4 protein-coding genes are annotated in these 4,521 nt (G+C 70.1%); all 4 read left to right on the forward strand.

Annotation, left to right across the window (positions count from 1 at the left end; genetic code table 11):
• On the forward strand, positions 1-1,629 hold a 1,629-nt coding region (locus tag Q8O14_07270), incomplete at its 5' end, for a hypothetical protein (protein ID MDP2360536.1).
• Complete coding sequence (locus tag Q8O14_07275) at positions 1,629-2,855, forward strand: FAD-dependent oxidoreductase (protein MDP2360537.1); 1,227 nt, start codon at positions 1,629-1,631, stop codon at positions 2,853-2,855. The genes Q8O14_07270 and Q8O14_07275, both read left to right, overlap by 1 nt.
• A gap of 235 nt (positions 2,856-3,090) precedes the next feature.
• Positions 3,091-3,783: a hypothetical protein gene (locus tag Q8O14_07280; GenBank protein MDP2360538.1), complete on the forward strand. Its 693-nt coding sequence runs from the start codon at positions 3,091-3,093 to the stop codon at positions 3,781-3,783.
• A gap of 34 nt (positions 3,784-3,817) precedes the next feature.
• Positions 3,818-4,521 (forward strand): hypothetical protein (locus Q8O14_07285; GenBank protein MDP2360539.1); only part of this gene is annotated, 704 nt, incomplete at its 3' end.

Below are 4,521 nucleotides of genomic sequence, written 5' to 3' on the forward strand. Positions count from 1 at the left end.
GGGGGGGGGGGGGGGGGTGGACGGCTCTTCCACAGCCTGGATGCCGGACTCCATTGGCAGCCCCGGGAGCGCCTGTCCGCCGCCGTGACGGATCTGGCGCCGGCGGGAGCGGATCGCGTGGCCGTGCTGGACCGGGCGGGCGGCCTGCATCTGGAGGGTCCAGGCGGCCGCCGCAGCCTGGGCCGCGCCCCGCTGGACCAGGCCCACAGTCTGGCGGCGGTGCAGGATGGCTGGGCCGTCGTGGGCGACGGCGGCCGGGTGGCGCGCCTGGACACCGTGTCGGGAGCCTGGCGGGCCGGGCGCCTGCCCCTGCCCGCCGCCCTGCCCGCCCTGGCCGTGCGCGGCTCCGACCTGCTGCTGGGCGGAGCCTGGAGCACGCTGGCCCGCTGGCGCGACGGCGAGGAGCAGCCGATGGTCCTGCGCCACACGCTCACCACGGCCGCAGCCGTTGAGCTGGTGGCCGTGGCCGTCGAGGACCAGGCCGCCGACAGCGTGATCGTGGATGCGGCGGCCGTGGCCCAGGGCGCGGGCGACGGCCGCCGCTACTTCCAGAACTCGCTGGACACGGGCACCCGCTGCACGACGCCCGCCACCCGCCTGCAGCAACTGGAGCGCTCGTACGACAACACGCGCTGGCTGGGGTTGTCGGGCCGCGCCATGCTGGCCCTGGACGTGGGCGCCGACGGCGGCCTGGACAGCATCCTGGTGCTGGACGAATGGCCCGCCGGGCTGGGCGTGGGCGACCAGGCCCGCCAGCTGGCCGCCGGCCTGACCTTCACGCCCGGCTTCCGCGGCAGCTCCATGGTGGCCAGCCGCATGATCTTCCCGGTGGTCTTTCCCGGCTCCGAGGCCGACTACCTGGCCTGGGCGCGCGGCGAGCGGGCCGCCGGCGCGCTGCTGGACAGCCTGGTGGCCTTGCTCCCGCGGGCGGCCAGCAGCCTGCCACCCAAGGCCCTGGTCAAGGCAATGGACTTCCCGCGCAAGGCCCGTCGCTATGTGTGGGAAGGCCAGGCCGTGGTGGAGTACCGACTGACGGCCGAAGGCGAGGTGCGGCAGCCCCGGAAGCTGTGGGAATCCGAGGCCAAGTATGGCTTCGGGGACCACGCCGTCGCCGTCCTGCCCAAGCTGCGCATGGCGCTCCCGGCCGGCGTGGGGCTGGCGCCGGGGGACCATCTGCGCGTGGTGCAGCGCCTCAACTTCGACCGCAAGCGCTACGGCCAGGCCGCCCGGGAGGAGGCGAAGGGCTTCCGTTTCGCCCCCGTCCTCGTCAGCCTGGCGGAGAGCGACACGGCCCGCTACGGGCCGGGACTGGCCCAGCTGGAATGGCTGCTCAACGATTTCCTGGGCGAGGAGAGCGGGGGGGAGTGGCCGGAGCTGGAATTGAATCTGGTCCTGCGCCACGATGGCCGCCTGCACAGCTTCAGCGCCACGCCCGCCACAGACGGGCGGCCGCTGGACACGGCCGTCCTGCGCAGCCTGGCCATCCAGTTCACCTGGGGCCGGCCCCTGGCCCGCAAGGCGGAGCAGTTGGACACGCTGGCCCTGCGCTGGCAGCCGGCCCGCTTCAGCACGGACAGCCTGGCGGCGCCCAGCGGACTCCGGGCCCTGCTGCAAGGCGTGGTCTACTGATGGGGTCCCCCGCGCCGCCCGCCAACCGGGTCCTCTGGCTGGAGGAGTGCCCGCCCGCCCCCCGCGATGCGCTGCCCGCCGAAGTGGAGGTCGCCGTCATCGGCGGCGGTCTGGCCGGCCTGGCCATGGCGCTCCACCTGCAGCGGCTGGGCGTGGAGACGGTCGTGCTGGAGCGGGATGCGCCGGCCCACGGCGCCTCCGGCCGCAATGCCGGGCACCTGCTGGCCGGCACTTCCGAGTACTACAACCGCGCCGTGGAGCTGATGGGCCGGGAGAAGGCCCGCGCCATCTGGGCTTTCACCGTGGCCAACCAGCAGGACTTCACAGCGGAACTGCTCGCGCTGCCCCAGGAGACGGGCTTCCAACGGAGCGGCTACCTGGCCTGCGCCGCCACCGTCGAGGAGCGCCGCGAGCTGGAGCACACGGTCCAGCTCTTGAACGAGGACGGCTTCGCCGCCGAGTTCTGGACCGCCGAACAGCTGCAGAAGCGCACCGGGCGCTCCCCCTTCCTGGGCGCCCGCCATGCCCCGGACGACGGGTTGGTCCACCCGGCCCGGGTGGTCTGGGCCCTGGTCGAGGCCTACCGCGCCGGGGGCGGCCGGGTCGCCTCGCGCTGCGAGGTGATGGCCCTGGCCGCGGGGGCGGCGGGCTGGAGCCTGGACCTGCGCACGCCGGAGGGCGGCCGTGCCCTTCGGGCTTCCGTCGTGGTGCACTGCACCAATGCCTGGGCCTTCCGCCTGCTGCCGGCCTTCCGTGACCTCATCCTGCCTGTGCGCGGCCAGATGCTGGCCACCACACGCCTGCACAAAGTCATTCCCATGGCCATGGCGGCCAACTTCGGCTACGAGTACTGGCGGCAGGCCCCCACCGGCGAGGTGCTGCTGGGCGGCTGGCGCTGGTCCCAGCGGGAGCTGGAGATTGGCGCCCTGTCCGAGGAGTTGAATCCTGAGATCCACGAGGGATTAACCTCCTTCCTGCAGGCCAGCTTCCCCAAGCTGCAAGGGGCGGAGCTGCGCTGTGCCTGGACCGGCACGATGGGTTTCTCCCGGGACGGCCTGCCCTGGATCGGCGAAGTCCCTGGCAGCCAGGGGCAGTTCATCGCCGCCGGCTTCACGGGGCATGGCTTCGGCCTGGCCTGGCGGGGCACCGCCTGCCTGGCCGAGGAGATCGTGCAGGGCCGCCTGCGGGAGGACTTGCGCTGGTTCCGCCCCCGGCGGGCGACGTGACTCTGGAGTCACGGTTTGTACCCGGAGTCACGTGACAGCAAGGTCACAAGGGACCTGGGCAGGGTGGGGACAAAGCTGGGAGTCCTTCATCCGAATAGGCCAACTCAATGACCAACAAGACAATTCTCCCGCAAGCGGAGAAGTGGCGCTTGTTGTGGGAACTGGCATTGCCTTTGCAGCATCCATTGCCGCGACCTGACCCGACACAAATAACCAACTGTCCAAGGAGTGCATCATGAAGAAGATCCTGACCCTGACCCTCACCGGTGTCCTGGCCGCCGCCGCGCTGGCCATCGAGTCCGATCCCTCCAACACCGTCGGCTTCATCAGCCGCTCCGTCAACGCCGGCCAGTACGCCGCCTTCAGCGCCTGCCCCATGGGCCTGGGCGTGAACGTGCCGGCCTCCGGCGTCATCGGCGGCCAGGGCGCCAACGGCGACAAGGTCCTCAAGTGGAACGGCTTCTGGCAGTCCTTCTCCTGGACTCCGGACAACACCTGGGGCGGCCTGACCCTGACCTACAACGGCACCTACCTCTACTACAACGGCCACGGCGTGGCGGGCACCCTGGTGGTGGCCGGCGACGTGATCCCCGAAGGCACCAACGTGACCATGGGCACCTTCACCGCCGGCTTCAACGCCTTCGGCAACCCGCTGCCCATGGACATCGCCCTGGACACGGACGACCTGACCCTGGACGCCGACGGTTTCAACGCCAACGACGTCATCCTGAACTGGAACAACTTCTGGCAGAGCTTCGTCTTCAACGGCACGACTTACGGCACGGGCCTGGCCGCCGGCAAGTCCTACATCTTCAAGGTCGCCACCCCCTTCACCTGGGCCTACACGATCCCCGGCGGCGCGCTGGCCGGCAGTTCCCAGGAGACGGTGCGCACCGTGAAGGCCGAGAAGGCCCTCGACCTGCGCTAGGCATCAACGACACACATAGAAAAGGAGATTCAACATGAAGAAGACCCTGCTTTGCACCCTGATGCTCGGCGCGCTGGCATCGAGCGCTCTGGCGATCGTGCAGATCGACGTTCCGGCCAGCTACTTCCCCGTCGGCCATGACGGCTACGTGGATTCGTTCGACGGCCCGCTTGATCCGAACAACGGCCCCTTCGCCTCGGTGATGACCACCATGGACGGCGTGGCCCGTCCGGCCACCCGCATCGTGGGTCCCGACGGTTTCCCGCTGGCCTACCACCTGATTTTCGATTATGACGATGCCCCGCCCCCCGTGCCGGTGGTGACGACGGTGAGCATGACGGCGGGCGAGTGCACCAAGGTGTGGACGCCCCTGAGCTTCTCCGTGCTCTACAGCCCGGGCCCCAACTTCCCCATCGCCTGGGGCTTCAACGGCGCCGTGACCCCGGACAATGAGCCCTTCGCTGGTTGTTGGTGCGAGCCTTCCTGCATGGTCGACCCGGCCTTCCTCGAGTTCGGCGAAGTGACCACCGCGGATCCCGTCGCCATGTCCTTCATGGTGTGCAACACGTCGGTTGGCGACGATTGTGAACCCATCACCGGCACGATCAGCGAGAACTGCGACGCCATGATCGTCGATCCGGTCGATTATGCCCTGGCGACGGGCGAGTGCATTGAGATCACAGTGACCGTCGCCCCGGACGTTCCGGGCGAGTTCACCTGCGAGATCATCACGGGGTG

Source organism: bacterium, from assembly GCA_030685015.1.
Lineage (GTDB): Bacteria > CAIWAD01 > CAIWAD01 > CAIWAD01 > CAIWAD01 > CAIWAD01.

Excerpts from the sequence above, each read along its gene's own strand:
- Q8O14_07275 (MDP2360537.1), top strand. The coding sequence starts at position 1,629 with ATGGGGTCCCCCGCGCCGCCCGCCAACCGGGTCCTCTGGCTGGAGGAG.
- Q8O14_07280 (MDP2360538.1), top strand. The coding sequence starts at position 3,091 with ATGAAGAAGATCCTGACCCTGACCCTCACCGGTGTCCTGGCCGCCGCC.